Below are 25,890 nucleotides of genomic sequence, written 5' to 3' on the forward strand. Positions count from 1 at the left end.
GTGAACGCCCCTCTTGAATTTGGCCTCGACACCTTCGGCGGCGTGCCGAGCGACCCGGCAGGCACAGCGGTCCCGCATGCCCAGGTGATCCGCGACGTCGTCGCGGAGGGCGTGCTCGCCGACCGGCTGGGCGTGGATGCGTTCAACGTCGGCGAGCACCACCGGCGGGACTTCGCGGTGAGCGCACCCTCGCTGATCCAGGCGGGTCTCGCCACCGCGACGTCACAGATCCGACTGGGCACCGCCGTCACCGTGCTCTCCTCCGACGACCCGATCCGGGTCTTCGAGCAGACCTCGACGGTGCACGCGCTCTCGGGCGGCCGCGCCGAGGTCACGCTGGGACGCGGCTCCTTCACCGAGTCCTTCCCCCTCTTCGGCCACGACCTGGCCGACTACGAGCGGCTCTTCGCCGAGAAGCTCGACCTCTTCGCCGCGATCCGGGACGCCGGCCCCGAGGGCCGTGTCCGCTGGGAGGGCTCTGTACGGCCTCCCGTGGATGCAGTGCTCTATCCTCCGCCCCAGTCACCGTTCACGTCCTGGGTGGCCGTCGGAGGCTCTCCGGAGAGCGTCGTGCGTGCCGCCGACTACCGCTTCCCGCTCATGCTCGCCATCATCGGCGGCGACCCGCTGCGCTTCGCACCGTTCGTCGAGCTCTACCACCGCGCCCTGCGCGAGCTCCACGACGGTGCCGCGGCACCCGGCTCGCTGCCGGTGGGGACGCACTCCCCCGGATTCGTTTGGGACGACGACGAGACCGCAGCGCGGCTCGTCACGCCCGCCGCGCTCGCCACCCGGAACACGATCGGCCGTGAGCGCGGCTGGGGCGTCAGCACCGAGGCCCAGATCCGCGCAGAGATCGAGCAGGGCGCGATGTACGTCGGCTCACCCGAGACGGTCGCGCAGAAGATCGCCCGGACCGTCCGCGGGCTCGGCATCCAGCGCTTCGTGCTGAAGTACGACAACGGCCTGACCCACGAGCAGAACCTCCGCTCGATCGAGCTCTACGCGACCCAGGTCATCCCGCGCGTGCGCGAGCTCCTCGCCGACTGAGCGCCCGGGACCAACCGACCCGGGCTCCGCCACCCGACCCGGCGAAGTCGTCCCGGACACAGCGCCGTCCGGGACGAACCAACCCGGACGGTGCCACCCTCGGTGGGCGAAGTCGTCCCGGACGTGGGGTGGTAGGCATGCGGAACGCCCCCGGCCGTAGGGCCGGGGGCGTCGCTGAAGCGGCGAACTCAGTGAGCGTGCTCTCCGCGGTAGAACTCATAGATCCAACCGGAGACGGCGAGGGCGCCGAGGACGCCACCGATGATCATCAGCCAGTAGGCCTCCATGGCCGCCCCGAAGACGATCGTGCTCAGCGTGAGCGCAGCCCACAGCGGCCACCACGAATGCGGGGCGAAGAAGCCCAGCTCACCGGCGCCGTCGGCGATCTCCGCGTCGTCGAGGTCCTCGGGCCGCGCGGGGTCCTTCACGGCGTGGAAGCCGAGGTAGAAGGAGACCATCGCGACCAGCAGGGTGCACATGACCAGTGCGGAGAAGCCCGTCCAGTCGACCCCGTGGTCGGAGCCGTCCGTGACGAAGTAGTACGTCGGGGTCACCAGCACGAGGAAGATCGTGCAGGAGATGAAGATCCAGGTCTCGCCCTTCATCGACTTCATTCGAGGGCATCCTTCTCGTTCAGGGCTTCGTTGTCATCGAGCTCGAGTGCGGCGATCTCCGGGTGGTGGAGGTCGAAGGCCGGGGACTCCGAGCGGATGCGCGGCAGCATGTTGAAGTTGTGACGCGGCGGCGGGCAGGAGGTGGCCCACTCGAGCGACCGACCCCAGCCCCACGGGTCGTCGACCAGGATCTTCGGCGACTTCCGCGTGACCCAGAGGTTCCAGAAGAACGGGATCATCGAGAGGCTCAGCAGGAACGCACCGACCGTGGAGATCTGGTTGAGCGTCTCGAAGCCGTCGGAGGGCAGGTAGTCGGCGTACCGGCGCGGCATGCCCTCGACACCCAGCCAGTGCTGGACGAGGAAGGTCGTGTGGAAGCCGATGAAGAGCAGCCAGAACTGGATCTTGCCGAGACGCTCGTTGAGCATCTTGCCGGTCATCTTGGGCCACCAGAAGTAGAAGCCGGCGAACATCGCGAAGACGACCGTGCCGAAGACGACGTAGTGGAAGTGCGCCACCACGAAGTAGGAGTCGGACACGTGGAAGTCCAGCGGCGGCGACGCCAGGATGATGCCGGTGAGACCACCGAAGAGGAAGGTCGTCAGGAAGCCGAGCGAGTACAGCATCGCGCAGTCGAAGCTGATCGACCCGCCCCACATCGTCCCGATCCAGTTGAAGAACTTCACACCTGTCGGGACGGCGATCAGGAACGTCATGCCGGAGAAGAACGGCAGGTCGACGGCACCCGTGACGAACATGTGGTGGGCCCACACGGCCACGGAGAGGATCGCGATACCGAGCGTGGCACCGACGAGGCCGACGTACCCGAAGATCGGCTTGCGGCTGAAGACCGGCAGGATCTCGGACACGATGCCGAAGAACGGCAGCGCGATGATGTAGACCTCCGGGTGCCCGAAGAACCAGAACAGGTGCTGCCACAGGATCGACCCGCCGTGGGCGGCGTCGAAGACGTGGGCACCGAGCTGACGATCGGCCTCCAGCGAGAGCAGCGCGCCGGCGAGGACCGGGAAGGCGATGAGCACGAGGAGCGACGTGATGAGCGTGTTCCACGTGAAGATCGGCATCCGGAACATGGTCATGCCGGGGGCGCGCATGCAGATGATCGTGGTGATGAAGTTGACCGCGCCGAGGATGGTGCCGAGACCAGCCATCCAGAGGCCCATGATCCAGAGGTCACCACCGACGCCCGGCGAGCGGACGGCGTCGGAGAGCGGCGTGTAGGCGAACCAGCCGAAGTCGGCGGCGCCGAGAGGGGTGAGGAAGCCGGACGCGGCGATGAGGCCGCCGAAGAGGAACAGCCAGTAGCTGAACATGTTCAGTCGCGGGAACGCGACGTCGGGCGCGCCGATCTGGAGCGGCATGATCGCGTTGCCGAAGGCGAAGAAGAGCGGCGTCGCGAAGAGCAGCAGCATGATCGTGCCGTGCATCGTGAAGAGCTGGTTGTAGAGCTCGTCGTTGACGACCTGCTGGCCCGGGAAGGCGAGCTCCGCACGGATGAGCAGCGCCATGATGCCGCCCACGATGAACCACGAGAACGCGGTGACGAAGTACATCTTGCCGATCAGCTTGTGATCGGTGGTGGTCAGCAGGCGGTAGGCCTGCTGGCCGAGGGAGCGGCGTCCGCTCGGGGTCGCCGTCGACGGTGTCGCTGTGGCGGTCACTCTGAGTCTCCGTTCAGGCCATCCTGGGTGTAGGCCTCCGAACCACCGAGAAGCGGCGTCGAACGCTCAGCGCCCTGCTCCTTCAGCTTGGCCAGGTAGGCGTCGTAGTCAGCCTGGCTGACCACCTTGACGTTGAAGAGCATGCGGGAGTGGGACACCCCGCAGAGCTCGTAGCACTTGCCCTTGTACGTGCCGGTCTTCGTGGGCGTCACCGCGTAGTGGTTGACGCGGCCGGGCACGACGTCCATACGCATGTGGAAGCTCGGGACGCCGAAGTCGTGGATGACGTCCGGGCTGTGCAGGTTGAAACGGGTCGTCACGTTGACCGGCAGGTAGATCGTCGGGATGTACGACGCGGTGCCGACCTCGTAGACGTAGTCGGAGTAGGGGAACGACTTCTGCACGGCGTCGAAGTCGTCCGCCGAGGCGTCGCGCTCGCCCAGCCCGTAGTTGAAGGTCCACTGCCACTGCTGGCCCACGACCTCGATGGTGTTCGTCGCGTTGCTGTCGTCCAGCAGTGCGTTCTCGGCCTTCACCGTGTGGGTGAAGAAGACGATGCACATGAGGACCGGCGCGATCGTGTAGAAGATCTCGAGCGGCAGGTTGTACCGCGTCTGGACCGGGATGTCGGCGTCACTGCGACGACGGAAGCGCCAGATCGCGTAGAAGATCAGCGCCCACGTGATACCACCCGTGATCAGGGCCGCGATCCACGCACCCTGCCACAGGTCGAGGTTGTGCTTGCCCTGGACGGTGACCGTCTCCGGCATCCCCAGACGCTTGAACGCGCCCTCGCTCTCCGACGAGCATCCCGACAACAGCAGAACGGCAACGCCGAGCAGGGAAGACCCTGCCAACCAGCGTCGGCTCCTGAGGCGCACAGCAGACGATTCCACGACTCGCACCCTAGCGGAACCCGCCCTCCCCTTCACCCACCGGGGGCCCGGTTCCAGGCCGAATACGCTTGCCTGGTGGCCCCTCCCCCCGTGTATCTCGACTCGGCCTCCTCCGAGCCGCTGCACCCCGCCGCACGGGACGTCCTGATGGCCGCCTACGAGCGTGGGTACGCCGACCCGCGACGGCTCCACGGACCCGGCCGTGACGCCCGCCTGCTCCTGGACAACGCCCGCGAGGCGGTCGCCGAATCGCTCGGGGTCCGACGCGACGAGGTGACCTTCACTGCGTCGGGCACCGGCGCCGTCCACCGCGGGCTCCTCGGCCTGGCGCGGGCGCGCGAGCGCCGCGCCGGACGTCAGATCGTGCACACCGCGGTCGAGCACCAGTCGGTCTTCCACGCGGCGCACTGGTGGGGTGATCCGTCCGTCGTGGCGGTCGACCACGTCGGACGGGTGGATCCGGCGCGTGTGGGCCGGCGTGCGGCCGAAGCGGCGGTGGTCGGCGTACAGACGGCGAATCATGAGGTGGGGACGCTCCAGCCGATCGCAGAGGTCCGCGCCGCGGTCGATCCCAGCGTCCCGTTCTTCGTGGACGCGTGTGCGTCGATGGGGCGCCTTCCACTCCCACGGGGCTGGGACGCGGCCGCGGGCAGCGCCCACAAGTGGGGCGGTCCCCCCGGCGTCGGCATCCTCCTCGTCCGTCGGGGAGTCGCGTGGGAGAGCCCGTTCCCCGGCGATGACCGGATCGACGAGCGCGGCTCCGGCTTCGAGAACGTTCCCGCGGCTCTCGCAGCCGCTGCCGCGCTCCAGGCCGTCGTCGCCGAGCGCGAGGAGACGAACGCACAGCAGAGTGCGCTCATCGACCTCGTCCGCTCGCGAGTGGGACAGATCGACGGGGTCGAGGTGCTCGGTGACCCCGTGGACCGGCTCCCCCACCTGGTCACCTTCGCCTTCGAGCGGCTCGACGGCGAGGCCGTCGTCACGGCGCTGGACAAGGAGGGCTTCGGGGTGGCGAGCGGCTCCGCGTGTGCCGCCTCGACCCTCGAGCCGAGCTCGGTCCTCAGTGCGCTCGGCGCACTCGACGCGCTCACGCACGGCAACCTGCGGCTCTCCCTCACCCGGGAGACCACGCGCGCGGACGTGGAGCGCCTCCTCGACGCGCTCCCCCGCGTCGTCGCAGATCTTCGCGCCGGACCGGCCGCGCAGTAGGGTCACCTCCCGTGCCTGCACCTCTGCTGATCGCCGGATCTGTCGCCACCGACCACCTGATGACCTTCACGGGCGGGAAGTTCGCCGACTCGATCGTCGCGGACAAGCTCGACAAGATCTCGCTGAGCTTCCTCGTCGACGACTTGGAGATCCGTCGCGGCGGCGTCGCGGCCAACATCGCCTACGGCCTCGGCAAGCTCGGCCTCGCGCCGATCCTGGTCGCCGCGGTCGGCGAGGACTTCGCCGACTATCGCTCGTGGCTGGTGCGCCACGGCGTCAACTGCGACCACGTGCACGTCTCGGAGACCCGTCACACCGCTCGGTTCGTCTGCACGACCGACCCGACGATGGCGCAGATCGCGTCCTTCTACCCCGGCGCGATGAGCGAGGCGCGGCAGATCGAGATCGAGCCCATCGTCAAGGCCGTCGGCGAGCCGTCGTACGTCCTGATCGGCGCCGACGACCCCGAAGGCATGCTGCGCCACACCGACGAATGCCGCCAGCGCGGCTACCGGTTCATCGCCGACCCGAGCCAGCAGCTCGCCTTCGGTGACGGCGACCTGATCCGCAAGCTCGTCGACGGTGCCGCCATCCTCTTCTCCAACGAGTACGAGGCCGACCTGATCACCTCCAAGACCGGCTGGAGCGCCGACGAGGTCCTCGACCGGGTCGGCTACCAGGTCACCACGCTCGGCGCTGACGGCGTCCGGATCACCGGCAACGGGATCGAGACGATCACCGTCCCGGCCTGCCAGGGCGTCAAGGCCGTCGAGCCGACCGGAGTGGGCGACGCGTTCCGCTCCGCCTTCCTCGCCGCGATCACGTGGGGCCTCTCCCTCGAGCGGGCCGCGCAGGTCGGGTGCACGCTGGCGGCGTACGTCGTCGAGACGGTCGGCACGCAGGAGTACCACTTCACGAACCAGTCGTTCCTGACCCGCCTCGAGGGTTCGTACGGCGACGACGCGGCCGCCGAGGTGCGACCGTTCCTCGCCTGAGCCGAGCTCGGCGAAAGATTTTCCGTTACCCGCGAGTGTTACTGCGGGGTACTGGTAGGTCTACCGGTCGGTAATGCCTAGCGTCGAAGACATGACTGCTTCGACGCTTGCCCGGACCGCCTGGGAGGACATGTCCACCCCGGCCGAGTACACCGCAGACTGCCGCGCCGCCGAGGCGCACCTGACCGTTCCCACCCCGCGGACGCCCGTCCCGCCCGTCGCCCCCGAGCACCGCTTCGAGGAGCTCTCGGGCCTCGCGCGCACCGTGTCGTACGACCTGGAGTGACCTTCCCTTCGACATGCAAGAACCCCCGGCCAACTGACCGGGGGTTCTTTGCGTATTCCTGTGCGCTGACGCGTGCGACTCCAAGGCGGAGAGGGAAGGCGGCCTTGGGGCGAAGCGGCCGCCGACCGACGACAACGCCGGAGGGGTCTGAACGAAGTGGCCCCCGTCAGCGTGCAGGAATCAGTGGAAGCTGTCGCCGCAGGCGCAGGAACCCGTGGCGTTCGGGTTGTCGATCGTGAAGCCCTGCTTCTCGATGGTGTCGACGAAGTCGATCGTCGCGCCGTTGAGGTAGGGGGTGCTCATCCGGTCGACAACGACGTTGACGCCGTCGAAGTCGGTGGTGACGTCGCCGTCGAGCGTGCGCTCGTCGAAGAAGAGCTGGTAGCGCAGGCCCGAGCAGCCACCGGGCTGGACGGAGATGCGGAGCGCAAGGTCGTCGCGGCCCTCCTGCTCGAGCAGGCTCTTGACCTTGGCGGCGGCCTCACGGCTGATGTTGATGCTGTCCGTGCGGTGCTCGAACGTGGTGTCCGTCATTGCTGGCTCCCTCGTGGGTGCGGGTGTGGCTGGGCTGAACAGGTCTGTCTCAAGGGTTCAAGTGTGACACGGGAGGAGTTATTCCCCCAGGCAGGTCGAGCATCCGCTCGAGCGCGAGCTTCGCGTAGTGCTCCGTCTCGGGGTCGACCTCGATCACGTTCGGCACGACGCCCTCGACGAGCGACTCGAGCGCCCACACGAGGTGGGGCAGGTCGATCCGGTTCATCGTCGAGCAGTAGCAGACGTTCTTGTCGAGGAAGACGATCCGCTTGTCCGGGTGGGCCTTGGCCAGACGCTGCACCAGGTTGAGCTCGGTGCCGATCGCCCAGGCCGAGCCGGCCGGAGCCTGCTCGATCGTGTTCATGATGAACTCGGTGGAGCCGACGAGGTCGGCCTTGAGCACGACCTCGTGCTGGCACTCGGGGTGCACGATCACGTTGAGCCCAGGGATCTGCTCGCGCAGCTCGTCGATGGTGTCGGCACTGAAGCGGCCGTGGACGGAGCAGTGCCCCTTCCACAGGATCATCGTGGCGTCCTCGAGCTGCTCACGGGTCAGGCCGCCACCCTCGGCGAGGGGGTTCCAGAGGACGCTCCGCTCCAGCGGGATGCCGAGCTTGAGGACGGCGGTGTTGCGGCCGAGGTGCTGGTCGGGGAGGAAGAGGACCTTGGCGCCGTTCTCGACGCCCCCCTTCTCCGCGAGGGCCCACTCGAGGACCGTCTGTGCGTTGGACGACGTACAGACGACACCGCCGTGCTTGCCGCAGAAGGCCTTGATGTCGGCGCTGGAGTTCATGTAGGTAACCGGGATGACCTTCTCGGCGATGCCCGCCTCCTCGAGCGCGGCCCACGCCTTCTCAACCTGGACGAGCCGGGCCATGTCGGCCATCGAGCAGCCGGCGGCGAGGTCTGGCAGCACGACCTTCTGCTCGGGTGCGGTGAGGATGTCGGCAGACTCCGCCATGAAGTGCACACCGCAGAAGACGATGAACTCGGCGTCGGGACGGGCGGCCGCGTCGCGCGCGAGCTTGAAGGAGTCGCCGGTGACGTCCGCGAACTGGATCACCTCGTCGCGCTGGTAGTGGTGGCCGAGCACGAAGACGCGGTCACCCAGGGCGGCCTTCGCGGCACGCGCGCGCTCGACGAGCGTCGGGTCCGAGGCGGCCGGCAGGTCGCCGGGGCACTCGACACCACGCTCGGAGGTGAGATCGACGCCACGCCCGAGCGGCAGCAGCGGAAGATCGACAGTCGTCATGGCTGAATCGTAGTTCTCGGGAGCGTGATCCCCACGATCGTGTCCCCCGGTTGGGACGTGAGCGTCACGGTGCCGCCGTGCGCCGTGACGATCGCCTTGACCAGAGCGAGGCCGAGGCCGGCACCCGTCTCGGCGTCGTGATGGCGGGACGTGTCGCCGCGGGCGAAGCGCTCGAACGGGTCCATGCCCTCCGGGAAGCCGGGACCGTTGTCGTGGACCGTGAACCCGTCCTCCCTGACCGAGACCGTGACGGCCGTGCCGGGCGGGGTGTAGCGACGGGCATTGGTGAGCAGGTTGGTGAGGACCTGGTGGAGCCGCATCTCGTCACCGATGACCTCGACCGGCTCATCGGGCGCACTGACGATCCAGGCGTGGGTCGGAGCGAGGACCTGGGCGTCGGCGACCGCCTCGATCGTGAGCCGGGTGAGGTCCACCGGGTTGCGCTCCAGCGGTCGCCCGGAGTCCAGGCGCGCGAGCAGCAGCAGGTCCTCGACGAGGGTGGTCATCCGGCCCGACTCCTCCTCGACCTTGGCCAGTGCGGTCTCCACCGCCTCCGGACGGGCGCGGGCGAGCTCGGTGTAACCGCGGATCGTGGTCAGCGGCGTGCGCAGCTCGTGCGAGGCGTCGGCGACGAACTGACGGACCCGCTGCTCGCTGCGGTACCGATCGGCCAGCGAGCTCTCGACGTGCTCGAGCAGGATGTTGAGCGCCGCGCCGACCTGGCCGACCTCGGTGCGCTCGTCGGTCAGCGCCTCGGGGACGCGCTCGAGGGGCCCGATCTCACCCTGGGCGAGGGGGATGTCGGCGACCGCGTGCGCGGTGGCCGCCACGTCGCGCAGAGGACGGAGCTGTCGACGTACGACGACGAAGCCGGTCGATCCCGCTGCAAGGACGCCGAGCAGGAGGAGGGCGATCTCCCACCGGATCAGCGACCGGACCGAGGCGTCGACGGCCGAGGTCGGAAGGCCGCTGACGAGCACACCCTCATCGACGCCTCCCTCTGCGGTGGAGAGCCGGACCGGATGGACGCCGACCCGGAAGGATCCTTCGCCGGGGACGAGGACGTCGTGGATCTCGTCGTCGACGGGGAGCTTGCCCAGAGCGGTCAGCACCGACGACGGCACCGACGTGCCCGCCCCGGGCGTGTCCCCCAGGATCTGGCCGGCGTGGAGGCCGTCGGCCACCACGGCGTTGAGCGTGCCGGGCGCCTGGTAGCGCCCGCCGAAACCGGGGCCGCTGGGCTGCGAGGGATCGGCCTGCGCGGCGAAGATCCGCACCGACCGGCGTACGTCCTGGTCCAGCCGGGAGGTCAGGTAGCTCTTCATCGCCACCGTGGTCAGGACGGCCACGAGGCCGGAGACCGCGACCACGAGGACGATCGCCGTGACGATCAGGCGCGTGGTCAGCGTCAGCTTCATGGGCCCGTCACGATACGGCAGGCTTGAGCACGTATCCCGATCCGCGCAGGGTGTGGATCATCGGGTCCCGGCCGACGTCGATCTTCTTCCGCAGGTAGGAGATGTAGAGCTCGACCACGTTGGCCTGGCCACCGAAGTCGTAGTTCCAGACGCGGTCGAGGATCTGGGCCTTGGAGAGCACGCGGCGCGGGTTGCGCATCAGGTAGCGCAGCAGCTCGAACTCCGTGGCCGTCAGGGTGATGGCATCCTCGCCGCGGAAGACCTCGTGACTGTCCTCGTCGAGGACGAGATCGCCCACCGTGAGGACCGCCGAGGTCTGGGTCCGGTAGGCGCCGGCACGACGCATCAGGCCCCGCAGCCGCGCCACGACCTCCTCCAGCGAGAAGGGCTTGGTGACGTAGTCGTCTCCCCCGGCGGTGAGCCCGGCGACGCGGTCCTCGACGGCATCCTTCGCGGTGAGGAAGACGACGGGCAGGTCGGTGTCGATCGCCCGGAGGCGCCGGAGGACCTCCATGCCGTCGAAGTCGGGCAGCATCATGTCGAGGACGACAGCGTCCGGGCCGAACTGCCGCGCCGTGTTCACGGCGTCCGTGCCGGTATGCGCGGCCTGCACCTCCCAGCCCTCGAACCGCAGGGCCATCGAGACGAGCTCGGCGATGTTGATCTCGTCGTCCACCACCAGCACCCGGAGGGGCGAGCCGTCACTTCGGGTCAGGGTGCTCTCAGCCACGCTCCAATCCTGAACCCGTTGTCTGTGAGTCCTCTGTGCCTCCTCTGTGTCGCCGGCGGCGCGGCGGTCAGCCCCGTCCGGGCGGGCCACCGGTGCCTCCGAAGCTCGCGCCACCGGTGCCGCCGAAACCGCTGGCGCCGAAGCCGCGGGTGTTCGTCGAGCTGGTGCTGCTGGTCGGCAACTCCTCGTCGAGGTCTGCGAGGACGACCTCATCGCCCTTCTTCAGACCGTCGGTGACCTCGGTACGGGTGCTGCCGACCACGCCCGTGGTCACGCGGGTGCGGGTCGCTGTGCCGTCCTTCACGACGAGCACCGAGCCGTTGGAGACCGCGCTCGTCGGGACGGTGAGCACGCCGGTCGAGGCACCGGTGGCGATCTGCACCGAGGCGGTGGTGCCGTTGGGCAGCTTGACGCTGCTGTCGGCGAGGGTGAGGACGACCGGGTACGTCGTGGAGTCCGACGAGCTCGTGGAACTGGACGAACTCGAAGAGCTCGCCGCGACGTGGCTGACGCGGGTGACCTCCGCGGTCAGGGCCTTGTCGGCGCCGGCGGGTGTCACCTCGGCCTTCTGGCCGACCTTCAGCTGAGCCGCCTGGGTCGCGCTGACCGAGACGTCGACGGTCGTCTCGCCGGAGCCGAGCAGGACGCCGATCGCGGTACCGGCCGTGGCGCTGTCGCCCTTCGCCGCACTGAGCGAGGCGATCGTGCCGCCGAAGGGCGCGGTGAGGACGGCGCCCTCAAGATCCTGCTGGGCGCTGACCAGGTCGGCCTCAGCCTCATCGATCGAGGCCTGGTCGTTGGCCAGGTCGGCAGCAGTGACCGTGCGGGAGGCGCCAGTGGAGGAGCCGCTGGTGGAACCGGAGCTCGAGCCGCTCGCGGAGGAGGAGCCGCTGGTGGCGCTTGCGCCACCGGACGTGGACCCGCCGGACGTACCGCCCGTCGATCCGCTGGAGGAGCTGGAGGAACCGGAGGAAGAACTGGAGGAGCTGGAGGAGCTGGAAAGATTCTGACCGAGAGCTGAGAGCGCCTTCTGCAAGGTCTCTTGCGCGTCGAGGGCCTTCTGTTGCGCATCCTGCACGTCGGCCAGGGCATCGGAGCAGCTCTGGGCGGTCGGGTCGGCAGCACAGGCAGCGGCCTGGGCGGCCAAGGCGCTCTTCGCATCGTCGAGAGCATCGGTCGCCGATGTCTGCGCGTCAGTGACGTCCTCCTGCAGCGCCGCGAGCTGCTGCGCCGCCTGCTTGGCCTTCGCGGCTGCGGCAGCCGCCTGGGCCGTGGCCTCGGCCGCCTGCGCCTTGGCCTCGGCCGCGGCCTTGGCCTCGGCCTGCTTCTCCTTCGCAGCCGCGGCCTTGGCCTGCCTCTTCGCCTTCGCCGTTGCTGCGGCGGCCTCGGCCTCCGCTTCAGCAGCGTCGACCTGGGCCTGCTTGTCGGAGGCGAGCTGCGCCTTCGTCGACGCCACCTTTGCCTCCGCCTGGGTCACCGCCGCCCTGAGGTCGGTGGTGTCGAGGCGCGCCAGCACCTGGCCCTTCTTGACCTTCGCACCGATCGAGATCGGAAGCGCGGAGATGGTCCCGGAGGTGGTGAAGGAGAGATCGGCCGACGACGTGCGCTCCAGCGTGCCGGAGAGGGCCAACACCTTCTCGACGTCACCCGTGGTGGCGGCGGCGAGCCGGTAGCTGGGCGCGGCATCGGCGGTGGCGCTGTGCACCCCCCACCCCGCGCCCGCGAGGATCACGGCGGCGCCCGTCGCGGCGCCGATGCGGCGAAGCTTCACGAACCGCTCCCGGTGGAGGCGCTCTGACCCGTGCCGGCACCTCGACCACCGAAGCCGCTCGTGCAGGCGCCGTCCACGGCCTGGCTGACGGCGATCTTCGTGGCGGCGATGGCACCGGTGTCATCGGCCTCGCCGGTGGCCGTCACGCAGACGCCGGTCTTGACCGCCGACGCGGCGGCGGTCTTGGTCGTCGTGTATGTCGTGGAACTGTCGACCGTCACGGTGACGGACGAGGTGGTCGGCGTGGCCGAGGTGTCCGTGCTGCTCGAGCTGCCGGGCCCCGCGAGCTGTGTGGCCTCGACGGTGAAGCCGCTGGCCGAGACCGCGGTCACGGTGCCGAACGTGCCGAAGCCGCCCCCACCGCTGCTGCCCCCGGCGCCGCCGGGGGCCCCGCTCGGCATGTTGCTGGGCATGTCGCTCGGCGCGCCGCTCGGGCGCTGGCCGGAGCCGCCACCGGCGCCTGCCCCCATGCCGCCGCGGCTGCAGGTGCCGTCCGAGGCGGCAGCGGTGATCCGCACCGTCCCCGCGGCGACCGTGGTGGTGTCCGTGCTTGAGGACGAGGAGTCGGCCGGTGTGACCGAGACGCAGGAGCCGACCTTGACCGCAGCGAGCTTCGTGGCGACCTCGGCCGTGAACGTCGTGGACGTGCTCCAGCTGACGGCCACCTGGCCGTCGGTCTGGCTCTGGACCTGGGCCGTGGTGCCGGAGACGTCGGCGACGAGGCCGCTGACTCCGGGGAATCCACCGCCCTGGCCGTTGCTGGACTGGTCGGTCGACGTACTGCCTCCCGCCGCCTGCGAGGTGGAGCCCGAGGTGGCGGTGGTGTCAGACCCGCCACCGCACGCGGCGAAAAGGCCGAGGGAGACGACGGCGAGACCGGCGAAGGCGAGGCGCGGCGCGCGTGCGGCGGGGGTGCTGGACAGTGATGACATGGTGATTCCTATTCGCTTCGGAGGGCGTCGATGGGGGTGAGGCGTGCGGCTCGACTCGCGGGGTAGACCCCGAAGCCGATGCCGAGGGCCAGCGAGGTGCCGAGTGCGGCACACGTCGCCAGCAGGGAGAGGGACACGGGCTGATCGATCAGTCCGGGGAGGACCCAGGACCCGACGTAGCCGATCAGGACTCCGATCAGGCCGCCCAGGAGGCCGAGCATCGAGGCCTCCACCAGGAACTGCCGCCGGATCACCGAGGGTGTGGCGCCGAGTGCCTTGCGCAGTCCGATCTCCCGGATCCGCTCGGTGACCGAGACCAGCATGATGTTCATGACTCCAATGCCCCCGACGAGCAGCGAGATCGCCGCGATGCCGGCCAGCAGCACCGTCATCGTCTTGTTGGTGGAGTTCGCGGTCGTGACCAAGGAGGCCTGCGAGGAGATGGAGAAGTCCGCGCTCGACGCCGTGACACCGTGACTGTTGAGCAACAGGGCGTCGATCTCCTGGTACGCACCGCTGAGCGTGTCTTGGCTCCGGCCTTCGACGTAGATCGTCGAGACACTGGCCGAGGTCGAACCGGTGAGGCGCTTCTCGGTCGAGAGCGGCATCACTGCGATGTCGTCCTCACTGGTGCCCGAGGAGGAAGCGCCGCTGCTGTCGAGCACTCCGATGACGGTGAGCTCAGAGCCGTCGATCTGGACGGTCTGACCGACCGGGCTGACCGGGCCGGAGAAGAGCTCGCTCGCTGTGTCGGTGCCGAGCACGACGACGTTCGCGCCCGAGCTGACCTCGGAGCTGGTGAAGAAGCGACCCGACGAGACGGTGCGGGCGCGCACCTCGAGCCACGCCGCGGTCGTACCGACCAGCGAGGAGGTCCAGTTGGTCTCGCCCGCCGTCAGAGAAGCGCTGCCGGTCGCCACCGGCGCGACCTGCTTGGCGTCGGGCACGGCGATCGCGTCGGCGATCGCGTCGGCGTCGGCCAGCGTGAGGGTCGTCGCCGACCCGAAGCCGCCGCGGGTTCCGGTGCTCGACGTCGTCGACCCGGGACTGACGATCAGCAGGTTGGAGCCCAGCGCGCTGATCTGGTCCTTCACCTTGTCCTGGGCGCCCTGGCCCAAACCGACGGTGAGGATCACCGAGGAGATGCCGATGACGATGCCGAGCATCGTGAGAACGCTGCGCAGCCGGTGAGCCCGGATCGCGTCGGCCGCGGTCCGGAAGGTTTCGAGCCAGTTCATGCCGTTGCCCCCACCAGAAGGTCGTCGGTGATGAGGCCGTCACGGATCACGAGGTTGCGGCTCGCACGGGCGGCCACCTCGTGCTCGTGGGTGATCAGGACGATGGTGCGTCCGGATTCGTGCAGCTCGTCGAGCAGGCCGAGGACGGCCTCGGTCGATGCGGAGTCGAGGTTTCCGGTCGGCTCGTCGGCGAGGATGATGTCGGGCTCGGTCACCAAGGCGCGGGCGATCGCCACACGCTGCTGCTGACCACCCGACAACTGACCGGGCCGGTTGGCGACACGGTCCCCCAGGCCCACCTTCTCCAAGGCCGCGACACACCGCTCTCGCCGCTCACCGCGGGGCACGCCGGCGTACATCAGGGGAAGCTCGACGTTGCGCCAGGCGGGAAGGCTGGTCAGCAGGTGGAACTGCTGGAACACGAACCCGATCCGCCGGTTGCGAACGTGGGCGAGCTGAGTCTCGGACATCGTGGAGACGTCCTCTCCGCCGAGGCGGTAGATGCCCTCGGTGGGCGTGTCGAGACAGCCCAGCAGGTTCATCAGGGTCGACTTGCCGGAACCCGATGGGCCGATGACAGCGACGTACTCGCCCTCGGCGATGTCGGTGTTGATGCCGCGCAGGGCCTCAAACTCGATCGCACCGGTGTGATACGTCTTCCGTACGCCGGAGAGTGAGACGACTGCCTCAGGCGCGGCGCTCACTGGCCGCCGCCGAAGCCGCCGCCGAAGCCCCCGGTCGGCGGCGTGCCGCCACCGAAGTTGCCGCCGAGATCGCCACTCTGACTGGAGCCGCTCCCGCCCGACGACCCGCTGGACGCGTTCCGGGTGAAGCCGGGAATCTGCACCTTGTCACCCGAGGCCAGGCCCTTGGTGACCACCGTGGACGCACCGTAGGTGTCACCGATGGTGACGACCTGCTTGACGGCCTTGCCGCCGACGACCTTCATCACGTAGGTCTCGTCGCCGCTGGTCTTGAGCGCGTTGCTCGCCACCGTGATGACGTCGGAAGTCTGCTTGACGATGATGGACGCCGTCGCACTGGTGCCGCCGAAGAGGTCTGTGCGCTTGCCGGTGACCTTGATCTCGACCGGGAAGACCGCGGCGCCACTGCTGCTGGTCTCCGCGACCAGCCCGACGGACTGGACGGTGCCGTAGATAGTGTCGCTCACACCGGTCACGGTGATCTCGGCCTGCAGGCCCTTCTTCACCGTGTCTACGTCGGAGCTGGCGACGGTCGCGTCGACCAGCCAGGTGCCGTTCGTGACGATCGATACCGCCGATGTGGACGTGGTGCTCGCTGCCGTGCTCGTACCGCTGGAGCTGGTCGATTCCGACCCTCCGGAGGAACCCACGGTGTCGCCGACCTCGACGCCCACGGAGGTCACGGTGCCGCCGATGGTGGCACGCAGGACGGCGTCCTTCACCGCGGCGACCGCGGAGTCGTAGCTATCCTGGGCCGAGACGATCGCCGCCTTGTCGGAGGCGATCTGCACCGCGGACTCGTCGTCGGACACGTCGGTGGAGAGCTGGGTCTTCGCCGCGCTCAGCTGTGCAGCGGACGCGGTCTTCGCCGCGGTGAGGGAAGTGTCATCGACTTCGGCGAGGGCCTGGCCCTTCACGACCTTGTCGCCCTCGCTCACCAGGACCGCGGTCACGGTGCCGGAGACGTCGAAGTCGAGGTCCGCCGACTTGAGCGGCTCGACGGTGCCCGTGGCCGAGACGGTCTGCTTGACCGTCTGAGAAGACACCGTCACTGTCGTGGCAGCCGTGGTCGACGTACTGTCATCGGGACGGAGCCACCACCAGAGGCCTGCGCCAGCTGCCACCACGACCACGAGGGCCGCGGCCAGCCACTTCTTCGATATCCGTTGCACGGGAGGACTCTCTCGACGGCATCTGAGAAAGCCCGAGGCCGCATGCTGAGATCCGTCTGTGAAGGCAGCTCACGGGCGGGCGGCGGGTAGGCTGAGGCGTCGTTTCGAAACCTTGATCGCCTGAAGAGGTCACCCGTGTTTGGTCGCAAGTCCGCCCCTGCTCCCACCGAGACCTCGCCGACCGGTGGCGAGACCTCGATCATGCCCAAGGCAGGGTCGGCCGGCGGCAAGGGCCGTCCCACTCCGACGCGCAAGGAGGCCGAGGCGGCACGCCTGGCGAAGGTCCGTACGCCGCGCACGCGCAAGGAGGCCGCAGCTGCCGAGCGGGCACGACGCTTCGAGTCCAGCGCCAAGATGCGCGAGGCGATGAAGACCGGCGACGAGCGCTACCTGCCCGCCCGGGACAAGGGGCCAGTGCGTCGGTTCGTGCGCGACTACGTCGACTCACGATTCACCGTTGCCGAACTGATCCTGCCGCTGCTGGTGGTCACGCTGATCATCGGCGCCGTCGGTGGCCGCGGCCAGCTCGCCGTCTTCGCGAACATGTTCATGCTGCTCCTGCTCGTCGCGACCGCAGGCAACCTCGTGATCATCAGCCTCGGCCTGCGCCGCCAGCTGATCAAGCGCTGGCCCGACGTCAACCGTCGTGGCCTCACCTACTACGCCTGCGTCCGCACCCTGCAGATGCGCTTTCTGCGCATGCCCAAGCCGCAGGTCCGGATGGGGCAGCAGCTCCCCGACTCGTATCGATAAGAAGGGGCCTCGGCGCGTGCGGCCGCAAGGCGGAGGAGCGAAGCCGGCCTGGACGCGAAGCGGCCGGCGAGCGACGACAACGCCACGGACGCTCCGCCGAGGTCACTTCTTGGCGACGATGCCGATGACCGCGGGCACCTTCTGGTCGACGATCGACACGCGGAAGCCGGCCTTCTGCAGCTGACGTGACGCGTTCTCGACGATGGTCGGGATCTGCTCGCGGTGCGTGGATTCGTAGAAGAGGAAGACGGAGCCACCGGGCAGGAGGCGCTCGTGCAGGAGCGCGATCTCCTCGGTCGCCTCACGGACCCAGAAGAGGTTCACGTTGAAGGCGAAGACCTTGTGCAGCCGCTTCACCGGCACGCGCAGCGTGGCGAGGTCGATCTGGCGCACGGTGAGCCGGCCCGCCTCGACGTACTTCTGGCAGCGACGCTTGGTGCGGTCCACGCCGGACTCGGAGCGGTCGATCGCGAAGAGCTTGCCGGTCTCGAGCCGACTGCAGATCAGCTCCGCCCCGGCACCCGGTCCACAGCCGACTTCGAGGATGTGGTCGGTGGGGCGGACATCCATGAAGTCCACCGCCCAACGGATCCTCGCGGGGATTGTCTGCACCGGCATGTGGGCAAGCCTGCCAGATCGGGAGTAGTGGTGGTGGGACCGGTAGGGTCGCAGCCGTGACGAAGCTCATCCCGAAGGTCGCTGTCCTCGGTGCCCACGGCAAGCTCGGGACCGCGATCGTGACCGGATTGAAGGCCTCCGACGTCGTCGAGGTCGTGGCCGAGGTCGGCAGCTCCGACCCGCTCCAGTCCGTCGTGGACGCAGGCGCCGACGTCGTCGTCGACGTCACCAACCCCGACGCCGTGATGGCCAACCTCGACTTCGCGATCAGTCACGGCATCCATGCCGTCGTCGGTACGACGGGATTCGACGACACGCGCTTGGCGACGCTTCGCGACCAGCTCGCCGACCGTCCGGAGGTCGGCGTCGTGATCGCGCCGAACTTCTCCCTCGGCGCTCTCCTCATGATGCGCTTCGCCGCGCTGGCCGCGCCGCACTTCGAGTCCGTGGAGATCGTCGAACTCCATCACCCGACCAAGGCCGACGCACCGAGCGGGACCGCCCGGCGTACGGCCGAACTCGTCGCGGCAGCACGTGCCGAGGCGGGACTGGGCGCCGTGCCGGACGCGACGGCTCAGGAGCTCGAGGGCGCGCGCGGTGCCGTCGTGGACGGCATCCACGTCCATGCGCTGCGGATCCGCGGGATGGTTGCCCACCAGGAGGTCGTCCTCGGAGGCCAGGGCGAGACCCTCACGATCCGGCACGACTCGATGGACCGCTCAGGCTTCGTCCCGGGAGTCCTCGCCGGCATCGCCGGCGTACGCGCCAACCCCGGCCTCACCGTGGGGCTGGAACACTTCCTGACGCTCTGACCCCGGATTCGGGGTCAGGGGGCGACGACGGCCAACAGCTCCGGCTTCGAGAAGACTTCGGCGGTGATGGCGCGGCAGTCCTCGAGCGTGACGGCCTGGATCCGGTCCAGGACGTCGTCGATCGAGAGGGTCTCGGCGTGGGTCAGCTCGGCCTTGCCGAGGCGCGACATCCGCGAGGCGGAGTCCTCGAGGCCGAGCACCAGTCCCCCGCGCAGCTGGCCCTTGCACATCGCCAGCTCCGCCTCGGTGATGCCGTCAGCCGCCAGCCGCCGCAGCTCCTCGCGTACGACAGCCAGCGACTCGTCCACCTTCGCCGGGAGGCAGCCCAGGGCGACGCCGACGAGACCCGTCTCCGCGTGGGATGAGGCGAAGGAGTAGACGGAGTAGGCCAGGCCGCGCCGCTCACGGATCTCCTGGAAGAGGCGCGACGAGGTGCCCCCACCGAGTGCCGTGGTCACGATCGACAGCGCGAAGCGGCGATCGTCGTCACGCGGCAGGCCCTCCATGCCGAGCACGAGGTTGACCTGCTCGAACGGCTTGCGCACGCGGACCTCGCCGGGCTGCACCGCGACCGGGTCGCCGGCACGGCACAGCTGCGGGGTCGACGTACCGTCGAGGAAGCCGCCGGCGCCGAAGGCCGCGGCCACCTGGGCGACGACGTCGTCATGGCGCAGGTTGCCCGCCACCGCGACGACCATCGCGTCGGACCGGTAGTGGTCGCGGTAGAACTGGAAGATCTGCTCACGGCTCAACGCCGTGATCGACTCAACGGTGCCTGCGATGCCGCGGCCCAGCGGCGTCTCGGCACCCCACGCCTGGGCGGCGAAGAGGTTGTGCACCACGTCGTCGGGGTCGTCGTCGTGCATGGCGATCTCGTCGAGGATCACCTCACGCTCGGCCTCGACGTCCTCCGCCGTCAGCAATGAGGACGTGATCATGTCGCCGAGCACGTCGATCGCCATCGGCAGGTCCTCGTCGAGGACCCGCGCGTGGAAGACCGTGTACTCCTTGGCGGTGTAGGCGTTGAACTCCCCGCCGACCTCGTCGAGGGCGAGGGAGATCTCCAGCGCGGACCGCGTCGGCGTGCCCTTGAAGAGCAGGTGCTCGAGGAAGTGGGAGCAGCCGTGCAGGCTGCTTCCGTCGACTGTCGTCGACTCGTCGCGCGAGCCGACGCCCACCCAGACCCCGACAGCAGCCGAGCGCACGCCGGCCATCTCCTCCGTGACGACCCGAAGGCCGCTGGGGAGAGTGGTCCGGCGCACGCCCGGCGACAACTCGGCGGTCACGGCACCCGGGGTGCTGACCGCGTCACTCACTCTTCGGTCGAACCCTCAGCCTCGGCGGGTGCCGCGGCACCCTCGGCCTCCTCGACCACGGGGGCCAGGGAGAGCTTGCCGCGGTCGTCGATCTCGACGATCTCGACCTGGATCTTCTGGCCGACCTCGACGACGTCGTCCACGGACTCCACGCGCTTGCCGTCGTTGAGGGCCCGCAGCTTGGTGATGTGGAGCAGGCCGTCCTTGCCCGGAAGCAGGGAGACGAAGGCACCGAAGTTGGTGGTCTTCACGACGGTGCCGAGGTACTTCTCGCCGATCTCCGGCATCGTCGGGTTGGCGATCGCGTTGACCGCGGCACGCGCAGCCTCGGCAGCGTCGCCGTTGGTGGCGCCGATGTAGACGGTGCCGTCGTCCTCGATCGAGATCGTGGCGCCGGTGTCCTCCTGGATCTGGTTGATCACCTTGCCCTTCGGGCCGATGACCTCGCCGATCTTGTCCACGGGGACCTTGACGGAGATGATGCGCGGCGCGTGGGCCGACATCTCCTCCGGGCCGCTGATGGCCTCGTTCATGACCTCGAGGATCGCCGCGCGGGCGTCCTTGGCCTGGTTGAGCGCGGCGGCGAGGACCTCGGCCGGGATGCCGTCCAGCTTGGTGTCGAGCTGGAGGGCCGTGACGAACTCCGGCGTGCCGGCGACCTTGAAGTCCATGTCACCGAAGGCGTCCTCGGCACCGAGGATGTCGGTCAGCGCGACGTACGTCGTCTCGCCGTCGACCTCGCCGGAGATGAGACCCATGGCGATGCCGGCCACGGGAGCCTTGAGCGGCACACCGGCCTGGAGCAGCGACAGGGTCGACGCGCAGACCGAGCCCATCGAGGTCGAGCCGTTGGAGCCCATGGCCTCGGAAAGCTGGCGGATGGCGTAGGGGAAGGTCTCGCGGTCCGGGATGACCGGGAGGAGGGCGCGACGCGCGAGGGCGCCGTGACCGATCTCGCGGCGCTTCGGGGAGCCGACGCGGCCGGTCTCGCCGGTGGAGAACGGCGGGAAGATGTACTTGTGCATGTAGCGCCGGTGGGTCTCCGGCGACAGCGTGTCGAGCTGCTGCTCCATCTTGAGCATGTCGAGAGTGGTGACGCCGAGGATCTGGGTCTCGCCACGCTCGAAGAGGGCCGAGCCGTGGACGCGCGGAACGACCTCGACCTCGGCGTGCAGCGGACGGATGTCGGAGAGGCCACGACCGTCGATGCGGACCTTGTCGCGCAGGACGCGCTCGCGCACGACCTTCTTGTTGAGCGAGCGGAAAGCCGCACCGATCTCGCCCTCGCGGCCCTCGAACTGGCCACCGATCTGGTCGAGCAGGGAGGCCTTGATCTCGTCGAGCTTGGCCTCCCGCTCCTGCTTGTCACCGATCGTCATCGCCTCGGCGGTCGGGGCGAGGACGGCGGCCTCGACGGCGGCGTACACGTCGTCCTGGTAGTCGAGGAAGATCGGGAACTCGGCGACCGGCTTGGCGGCCTGCTTGGCGAGCTCCGCCTGGGCCTCGACGAGCTGCTTGATGAACGGCTTGGCAGCGTCGAGGCCGGAGGCGACGACGGGCTCGGTCGGCGCCTGGGCGCCACCGGCGATGAGGTCGAAGACCTGCTCGGTGGCCTCGGCCTCGACCATCATGACGGCGACGTCGCCGGTCTCGGTGACGCGGCCGGCGACGACCATGTCGAAGACGGCGTTCTCGAGCTGGCTGTGGGTCGGGAAGGCGACCCACTGGCCGTCGATGAGGGCGACGCGCACGCCGCCGACCGGGCCGGAGAACGGCAGGCCGGAGAGCTGGGTCGACATCGACGCGGCGTTGATCGCCAGCACGTCGTAGGGGTGGTCGGGGTTGAGCGCCATCACAGTGATGACGACCTGGACCTCGTTGCGCAGACCCTTCTTGAAGGTCGGGCGCAGCGGGCGGTCGATCAGGCGGCAGGCCAGGATGGCGTCCTCGCCGGGACGACCCTCGCTGCGGAAGAAGGAGCCGGGGATCTTGCCCGCGGCGTACATCCGCTCCTCGACGTCGATCGTGAGGGGGAAGAAGTCGAAGTGGTCCTTCGGCTGCTTGGAGACGGTGGTGGCGCTCAGCAGCATGGTGTCGTCGTCGAGGTAGGCGGTCACCGAACCGGCGGCCTGACGGGCGAGGAGGCCCGTCTCGAACTTGACGGTGCGCTTGCCGAACTTGCCGTTGTCGAGAACGGTCTCGACGGCAGAGATGACGGGTTCAGTCACAGTGTTCTCTTTTTTCTTACGGCGGACGCTCGTCTGTTTTTGCGCCCGCGAATTGGACTCTCGAATATCGCGTTCCAGCCTACAAGCACGACACCCCCGGCACCGAATGACGGTGCCGGGGGTGCCGGACTAAGCGAAGACTGCGATCAAGAAGATCAGCGACGCAGGCCGAGGCGCTCGATGATGCTGCGGTAGCGGTTGATGTCCGACTTCTGCAGGTAGTTGAGCAGGCGACGACGCTGACCCACGAGCAGGAGCAGACCACGACGGCTGTGGTGGTCGTGCTTGTGCTGCTTGAGGTGCTCGGTGAGGTGCGCGATGCGGTGCGAGAGCAGCGCGATCTGCACCTCGGGCGAGCCGGTGTCGCCCTCAGACTTGCCGTACTCGGCGACGATCTTCTTCTTGGTCTCCGCGTCAGTACCGATAGACATACTGGCGACTCCTTATCCCCCATTGCTGGGCCTCGTTGCACGGCGCGCCCGGGCCTGTTCACCGGGGCACTCTTGATCCGTGGCCGTTCGACGGCATGTCGCCTGCCTCTGCAGGCAACCGGAGAAGATTATCAGCGCTGCGACGTTCGGACCCAATCCGCCGGTGCGAACCATCAGGCAGGATGGCGCCCATGCACGTCGTACGTCGTCTCGGACCCATGCTCGTGGCGCTGGTCGCCCTGGTCGCAATCGCGCCGCTGCCCTCGGCCACCGCGGCCACTCCGGCCGCTGACGTCGCCACCTTCGCGACGAAGGTGCCGGCGACCACGACCCAGGTGGTGCGCACGATCTCCTCGCACCGCTGGTGCACGCAGATCTACTGCACCGTGACGCAGGCCTGGCAGAAGAACGCCACCGGGACATGGACGCTGGTGCGGGAGATGCGCTCGGTGATCGCGCCGCGCGGCTGGGGCAAGCAGCGCGAGGGTGACATGCACTCCCCCGTCGGTGTCTTCGACATCGCGGTCACCTTCACCACGTCCCACCGTGTGGGCGCGATGCCGTGGAAGCGCCGCAAGGCGACGTCGGCCGTCCCGACCGGAGGGCCGAACTACAACTCGTGGGTCGAGGTCCCCGGCCGTCGCTCCGGCAACCGGCCGTCGATGCGCTACGGCTTCATCACCAGCTACAACAACTTCCGTCTGCACCCCGGCCGTGGGCCGAAGCCCGTTCCCGGCAAGGGCAGCGGGATCTTCTACCACACCTCGCCGTCCAAGGCCCGGGCGTGGAAGCCGACCGAGGGCTGCACGCAGTTGGGCGTCCCGGCCCAGATGAAGTGGCTGCTGAAGTGGCTCAAGCCGGCCGCCCACCCGAAGGTGGTCCAGCAGCTCTGAGCCTGCGCGCCGCTCTCAGAGCTCGAGGACGCGGCGGGTGTCCTCGACGTCCGCGGTGATCTGCTCGATGAGCGGGTCGACACCGGTGTAGGCGACCTGACCGCGCAGGTGGTCGACGAACTCGACCTGGACCTCGACGCCGTAGAGCTCGAGGTCGGTGCGGTCGAGCACATAGGACTCGACGCGACGACCGACGACACCCTCGAAGGTCGGGTTGGTACCGACGCTGATGGCCGCCGGGAAGCGCTCGCCGGTGTCGAGACGGGTCAGCCAACCGGCGTACACGCCGTCCGGCGGCACTGCGTCGAGGGCCTCGGTCGGGACGTTGGCGGTCGGGAAGCCGAGCTCCCGGCCGCGCTGGTCGCCCTGGACCACCACGCCCCGGACGGCATAGGGACGGCCCAGCGCCTCAGCGGCACCGGCGACGTCCCCGGCGGCGATGCAGGTGCGCACATAGGTCGAGGACCAGACCTGCGGTCCGCCGTCGAGCGGCACCGCGGTGACCTCGAAGTCATGTCCGGCACCGAAGTCGGCCAGGCATCCGACGTCGCCGGAGGCCTTCTGGCCATACCGGAAGTTGGCGCCGACGACGACGTAGGCGGCATGCAACGCATCCACCAGCACCCGCTGGGCGAAGTCATCGGCGGACCAGGACGCCATCTCGCGATCGAACGGCAGCGCGAGGACGGCGTCGGCGCCATAGTGCACGAGCAGCTCGGCGCGGTGCTCGAGCGAGGTGAGCGTCGTGGGCGCGTGCTCGGGGCGTAGGACGGCCATCGGGTGCGGCGCGAACGTCACGGCGACGAGCGTGAGCCCGTCGGTGTCGGCGCGGGCGCGGGCGGTGGCCAGCACGTGCTGATGGCCCCGGTGGACCCCGTCGAAGTTGCCGATGACGACTGCCGTGCGGCCCAGATCGGCCGGCACCTCGTCGAGCGCATGCCACAACGTCACGTCGGCCACCATATCCAGTGGCTCAGCCGACGAAGACGGCGGTGGGTCGGGCCGTGGACGGGCCGGCGGGCTCGTAGAGCGCCAGGAACTCGCCGCTCGGCGCGAAGACGGCGGTCAGGGAGTCGATCGCGATCGGGAGCTTGCGCCCGTAGCGGACCTCCCGCTCCTGGTCGTCGACCAGCTCGTACGCCGGGAATGCTGCCCGTGCCGCATCACTGATCGGCAGCATCTCGAAGGACTCGGTCAGCTGCTCGACCGTCCGCGCGTCGTCGAGCGTGTAGGGACCGACGGCGGTGCGGCGGAGCGCGGTGAGGTGACCGCCGACGCCGAGGAGTGCACCGACGTCGCGGGCGATGGCTCGGATGTACGTGCCGGAGCTGCAGCGCACCGAGATGTCGACGTCGATGGTCTCGTCGGGCCCTCCGGACGACGAGGACGCGCGGACGTCGTGGACGGCCAGCTCGTGGATCGTCACCGGACGGGCCTTGAGCTCGACCTCGACGCCTTCGCGGGCGAGGGCATAGGCCCGCTTGCCGTCCACCTTGATCGCGCTGACCTTCGTCGGAACCTGCTCGATGTCTCCGACCTGTGAGGCGAAGGCGTCGCGGATCGCTGCCTCGAGCAGGTGCGACGCGGACGTGACGCTGAGGGTCTCTCCCTCCGCGTCGTCCGTCGTGGTCGAGGCACCGAGGCGGACGGTGGCGTCATACGACTTCTCGGTCAGCATCAGGTGCCCGAGGAGGCGGGTCGCGCGCTCGACGCCGAGGACGAGCACTCCGGTCGCCATCGGGTCGAGGGTGCCGGCGTGGCCGACCTTGCGGGTGCCGGCGAGACGACGGACCCGGGCCACGACATCGTGGGATGTCAAGCCCGGGCCCTTGTCGACGATCACCAGCCCGGAGGGCAAGGCGCTAGTCACTCCTCATCGTCACCGTCGAGCTCGTCGCCGTCCTCATCGAAGTCGTCGTCCTCATCGAGGTCGCGCGGCTTCTTGTAGGGGTCGGCGTCGCCGGCGTACTGCTCCACCCGGGCCGCCGCCACCGCGTCGTCCTGCGCCTTGGCCCGCGCGAGCACCTCGTCGAGGTGCCGCGCGGTCTCGGGCAGGGCGTCGTGGTGGAACTCGAGGGTCGGCGCGTGCCGCATCCCGAGCTGCTTGGCGACCTCGGACCGGATGAGTCCCTTCGCCGACTCGAGCGCCGCCGCGGTGCTCGCGAGCTCGGTCGGGTCGTCGCTCATCGCGGTGTAGAAGATCGACGCCTGCTGGGAGTCGCCGGAGACCCGGACGTCGGTCACGGTGACGAAACCGAGACGCGGGTCCTTGATCCGGCGCTCCAGCATCTGGGCGACGATCACCTGGATGCGGTCCGCGATCTTGCGAGCGCGTGGACTGGCCATGGCGTACCTA

26 protein-coding genes are annotated in these 25,890 nt (G+C 69.1%); 7 read left to right on the forward strand and 19 right to left on the reverse strand.

All coding sequences use genetic code 11. From position 1 onward, the window contains the following. A complete protein-coding gene (locus LH076_RS10705; RefSeq protein ID WP_227780688.1) occupies positions 1-1,050 on the forward strand; it encodes an LLM class flavin-dependent oxidoreductase in 1,050 nt (349 codons plus the stop codon). Positions 1,051-1,238: 188 nt separating this feature from the next. Here LH076_RS10705 and LH076_RS10710 read toward each other — a convergent pair whose 3' ends face one another. From LH076_RS10710 to coxB, 3 genes are read right to left on the reverse strand one after another with little or no spacing between them, the layout of a single operon-like run. After that, positions 1,239-1,664, reverse strand: a complete 426-nt coding sequence (locus LH076_RS10710; protein WP_321573697.1) for a cytochrome c oxidase subunit 4 — start codon at positions 1,662-1,664, stop codon at positions 1,239-1,241. Further along, positions 1,661-3,346 carry a cytochrome c oxidase subunit I gene (gene ctaD / locus LH076_RS10715; RefSeq protein ID WP_227780690.1) on the reverse strand — a complete coding sequence of 562 codons (1,686 nt, stop codon included), beginning with the start codon at positions 3,344-3,346 and terminating at the stop codon, positions 1,661-1,663. The genes LH076_RS10710 and ctaD overlap by 4 nt, the downstream gene beginning before the upstream one ends. Continuing rightward, positions 3,343-4,116: a cytochrome c oxidase subunit II gene (gene coxB / locus LH076_RS10720; RefSeq protein WP_227780691.1), complete on the reverse strand. Its 774-nt coding sequence runs from the start codon at positions 4,114-4,116 to the stop codon at positions 3,343-3,345. The genes ctaD and coxB overlap by 4 nt, the downstream gene beginning before the upstream one ends. A gap of 201 nt (positions 4,117-4,317) precedes the next feature. On the opposite strand from coxB, the gene LH076_RS10725 reads away from it, so the two are divergent. The 3 genes from LH076_RS10725 to LH076_RS10735 all read left to right on the forward strand — a co-directional run bounded on the left by LH076_RS10725 (position 4,318) and on the right by LH076_RS10735 (position 6,732). Then, on the forward strand, positions 4,318-5,451 hold the full coding sequence (locus tag LH076_RS10725; protein ID WP_227780692.1) for a cysteine desulfurase family protein: 1,134 nt from the start codon (positions 4,318-4,320) through the stop codon (positions 5,449-5,451). 11 nt (positions 5,452-5,462) lie between these two features. Further along, on the forward strand, positions 5,463-6,446 hold the full coding sequence (locus LH076_RS10730) for a carbohydrate kinase family protein (protein WP_227780694.1): 984 nt from the start codon (positions 5,463-5,465) through the stop codon (positions 6,444-6,446). A 91-nt stretch (positions 6,447-6,537) separates the two neighbouring features. Continuing rightward, positions 6,538-6,732 carry a hypothetical protein gene (locus LH076_RS10735; protein WP_227780695.1) on the forward strand — a complete coding sequence of 65 codons (195 nt, stop codon included), beginning with the start codon at positions 6,538-6,540 and terminating at the stop codon, positions 6,730-6,732. A gap of 180 nt (positions 6,733-6,912) precedes the next feature. Here LH076_RS10735 and erpA read toward each other — a convergent pair whose 3' ends face one another. The 9 genes from erpA to LH076_RS10780 form a co-directional block, all read right to left on the reverse strand. Next, positions 6,913-7,266: an iron-sulfur cluster insertion protein ErpA gene (erpA, locus tag LH076_RS10740; RefSeq protein WP_227780696.1), complete on the reverse strand. Its 354-nt coding sequence runs from the start codon at positions 7,264-7,266 to the stop codon at positions 6,913-6,915. A gap of 49 nt (positions 7,267-7,315) precedes the next feature. After that, positions 7,316-8,518: a quinolinate synthase NadA gene (gene nadA, locus LH076_RS10745; protein ID WP_227780697.1), complete on the reverse strand. Its 1,203-nt coding sequence runs from the start codon at positions 8,516-8,518 to the stop codon at positions 7,316-7,318. Then, positions 8,515-9,936, reverse strand: coding sequence for a sensor histidine kinase (locus LH076_RS10750; protein WP_227780698.1), 1,422 nt, complete (start codon positions 9,934-9,936; stop codon positions 8,515-8,517). The genes nadA and LH076_RS10750 overlap by 4 nt, the downstream gene beginning before the upstream one ends. A 7-nt stretch (positions 9,937-9,943) precedes the next feature. Continuing rightward, positions 9,944-10,666 (reverse strand): response regulator transcription factor, encoded by a 723-nt coding sequence (locus tag LH076_RS10755; RefSeq protein WP_321573698.1) that lies wholly within the window; start codon positions 10,664-10,666, stop codon positions 9,944-9,946. A 67-nt stretch (positions 10,667-10,733) separates the two neighbouring features. Then, entirely contained in the window at positions 10,734-12,437 is a 1,704-nt protein-coding gene (locus LH076_RS10760; protein WP_227780699.1) for an HlyD family efflux transporter periplasmic adaptor subunit, read from the reverse strand. Continuing rightward, positions 12,434-13,369 carry a hypothetical protein gene (locus LH076_RS10765; RefSeq protein WP_227780700.1) on the reverse strand — a complete coding sequence of 312 codons (936 nt, stop codon included), beginning with the start codon at positions 13,367-13,369 and terminating at the stop codon, positions 12,434-12,436. Before LH076_RS10765 ends, LH076_RS10760 begins: the two co-directional genes overlap by 4 nt. Before the next feature lie 8 nt (positions 13,370-13,377). Beyond that, positions 13,378-14,607 (reverse strand): ABC transporter permease, encoded by a 1,230-nt coding sequence (locus LH076_RS10770; protein WP_227780701.1) that lies wholly within the window; start codon positions 14,605-14,607, stop codon positions 13,378-13,380. Beyond that, positions 14,604-15,311, reverse strand: a complete 708-nt coding sequence (locus LH076_RS10775; RefSeq protein WP_227780702.1) for an ABC transporter ATP-binding protein — start codon at positions 15,309-15,311, stop codon at positions 14,604-14,606. Before LH076_RS10775 ends, LH076_RS10770 begins: the two co-directional genes overlap by 4 nt. After that, positions 15,308-16,483, reverse strand: a complete 1,176-nt coding sequence (locus LH076_RS10780; RefSeq protein ID WP_227780703.1) for an efflux RND transporter periplasmic adaptor subunit — start codon at positions 16,481-16,483, stop codon at positions 15,308-15,310. The genes LH076_RS10775 and LH076_RS10780 overlap by 4 nt, the downstream gene beginning before the upstream one ends. Before the next feature lie 135 nt (positions 16,484-16,618). Here LH076_RS10780 and LH076_RS10785 point away from each other — a divergent pair, with 135 nt between their 5' ends. Beyond that, a complete protein-coding gene (locus LH076_RS10785; protein WP_227780704.1) occupies positions 16,619-17,236 on the forward strand; it encodes a DUF3043 domain-containing protein in 618 nt (205 codons plus the stop codon). Between the two features lie 102 nt (positions 17,237-17,338). On the opposite strand, the gene LH076_RS10790 is transcribed toward LH076_RS10785, so the two are convergent. Then, a complete protein-coding gene (locus tag LH076_RS10790) occupies positions 17,339-17,854 on the reverse strand; it encodes a class I SAM-dependent methyltransferase (protein ID WP_227780705.1) in 516 nt (171 codons plus the stop codon). Between the two features lie 68 nt (positions 17,855-17,922). Between LH076_RS10790 and dapB the strand changes: the two genes are divergently transcribed. Next, complete coding sequence (gene dapB, locus LH076_RS10795) at positions 17,923-18,666, forward strand: 4-hydroxy-tetrahydrodipicolinate reductase (RefSeq protein ID WP_227783628.1); 744 nt, start codon at positions 17,923-17,925, stop codon at positions 18,664-18,666. Positions 18,667-18,680: 14 nt separating this feature from the next. Here the strand turns inward: dapB and LH076_RS10800 are convergent, their stop codons facing one another. The 3 genes from LH076_RS10800 to rpsO all read right to left on the reverse strand — a co-directional run bounded on the left by LH076_RS10800 (position 18,681) and on the right by rpsO (position 22,641). Then, positions 18,681-19,982 (reverse strand): M16 family metallopeptidase, encoded by a 1,302-nt coding sequence (locus LH076_RS10800; RefSeq protein WP_227780707.1) that lies wholly within the window; start codon positions 19,980-19,982, stop codon positions 18,681-18,683. Next, positions 19,979-22,210 (reverse strand): polyribonucleotide nucleotidyltransferase, encoded by a 2,232-nt coding sequence (locus LH076_RS10805; protein WP_227780708.1) that lies wholly within the window; start codon positions 22,208-22,210, stop codon positions 19,979-19,981. Before LH076_RS10805 ends, LH076_RS10800 begins: the two co-directional genes overlap by 4 nt. 155 nt (positions 22,211-22,365) lie before the next feature. Next, a complete protein-coding gene (gene rpsO / locus LH076_RS10810; protein ID WP_227780709.1) occupies positions 22,366-22,641 on the reverse strand; it encodes a 30S ribosomal protein S15 in 276 nt (91 codons plus the stop codon). 182 nt (positions 22,642-22,823) lie between these two features. Between rpsO and LH076_RS10815 the strand changes: the two genes are divergently transcribed. Further along, complete coding sequence (locus LH076_RS10815; RefSeq protein WP_227780710.1) at positions 22,824-23,534, forward strand: L,D-transpeptidase family protein; 711 nt, start codon at positions 22,824-22,826, stop codon at positions 23,532-23,534. A gap of 15 nt (positions 23,535-23,549) precedes the next feature. Here LH076_RS10815 and LH076_RS10820 read toward each other — a convergent pair whose 3' ends face one another. Genes LH076_RS10820 through rbfA form a run of 3 tightly spaced genes read right to left on the reverse strand, consistent with a single transcriptional unit; the run spans position 23,550 to position 25,880 of the window. After that, positions 23,550-24,485, reverse strand: a complete 936-nt coding sequence (locus tag LH076_RS10820) for a bifunctional riboflavin kinase/FAD synthetase (protein WP_227780711.1) — start codon at positions 24,483-24,485, stop codon at positions 23,550-23,552. A gap of 22 nt (positions 24,486-24,507) precedes the next feature. Continuing rightward, positions 24,508-25,404: a tRNA pseudouridine(55) synthase TruB gene (gene truB, locus LH076_RS10825; protein ID WP_227780712.1), complete on the reverse strand. Its 897-nt coding sequence runs from the start codon at positions 25,402-25,404 to the stop codon at positions 24,508-24,510. Further along, the gene (rbfA, locus tag LH076_RS10830; RefSeq protein ID WP_227780713.1) at positions 25,401-25,880 is read right to left on the reverse strand and encodes a 30S ribosome-binding factor RbfA; all 480 of its coding nucleotides are present in this window, start codon (positions 25,878-25,880) and stop codon (positions 25,401-25,403) included. Before rbfA ends, truB begins: the two co-directional genes overlap by 4 nt. Between the last annotated feature and the right edge of the window lie 10 nt (positions 25,881-25,890).

This window comes from Nocardioides sp. Kera G14 (assembly GCF_020715565.1).
Classification (GTDB): Bacteria; Actinomycetota; Actinomycetes; order Propionibacteriales; family Nocardioidaceae; genus Nocardioides.